Source organism: Streptomyces sp. A1136 (assembly GCF_004795055.1).
In the GTDB taxonomy this organism is placed as follows: Bacteria; Actinomycetota; Actinomycetes; order Streptomycetales; family Streptomycetaceae; genus Streptomyces.
In genome coordinates this window covers 1-590 of record NZ_SSBJ01000264.1, presented here as the reverse complement: position 1 = coordinate 590, position 590 = coordinate 1, and the positions used below count along the sequence as shown (strand labels likewise).

Below are 590 nucleotides of genomic sequence, written 5' to 3'. Positions count from 1 at the left end.
GGCGAGGACCGCGTCCAGGTCGGTCGACCACTCGGCGAGGCGGTGCCGCTCGGCCATCGCCCTGAGCGCGTGCTCGCGGCGGCCGACCAGGACCGGCTCGGGCCACAGGGCGGTGCCGTCGCCGAGGTCGAGGCCGCCCTGCTCGCGCAGGGCGAGGAGGGAACGTACGAGGTGCTGGCGGTAACCCATGCGTCCGGTGACGCCGTTCATGGCGATCCGCACGGTCCTGCGTGCCGTCATGTGATCCCTCCGGGCTGTGCGAGATGCGGGTCCCCCTTGGGCCGTGGGGCGGTTCGAGCCCGGGGGCAGGGGGCGGGTGGGCGAGGTGAAGCGGAGTCGGGGCGCAGCCGATGCCAACCGGGTCGGCACCGGGTCGTTCATGGATAGCAAGCGCTTTCTACGGGGTAGGACGCTAGCCTGCGCACAGCGCCTCGGACAAGGGGCCGAATGCTTGAACGGCGCCACTGGGGCCCGGCCGGTTCGGAGGCAGAGATGACAGCGACCCTGGCGGATGTGGCGGCCCGGGCCCAGGTGTCCCCGGCGACGGTCTCGCGGGTCCTGAACGGCAACTATCCGGTGGCCGCGGCCAC

The 590-nt window shown here is 72.9% G+C and carries 1 protein-coding gene and 1 pseudogene; one reads left to right on the top strand and one right to left on the bottom strand.

What is annotated here, in order from left to right:
* Positions 1-240: pseudogene (locus E6R62_RS38480) on the bottom strand (gfo/Idh/MocA family oxidoreductase); the annotation flags it as partial.
* 252 nt (positions 241-492) lie between these two features.
* Here E6R62_RS38480 and E6R62_RS38475 point away from each other — a divergent pair.
* Positions 493-590: LacI family DNA-binding transcriptional regulator (locus E6R62_RS38475; protein WP_136218008.1), on the top strand; the 98-nt coding region annotated here is incomplete at its 3' end.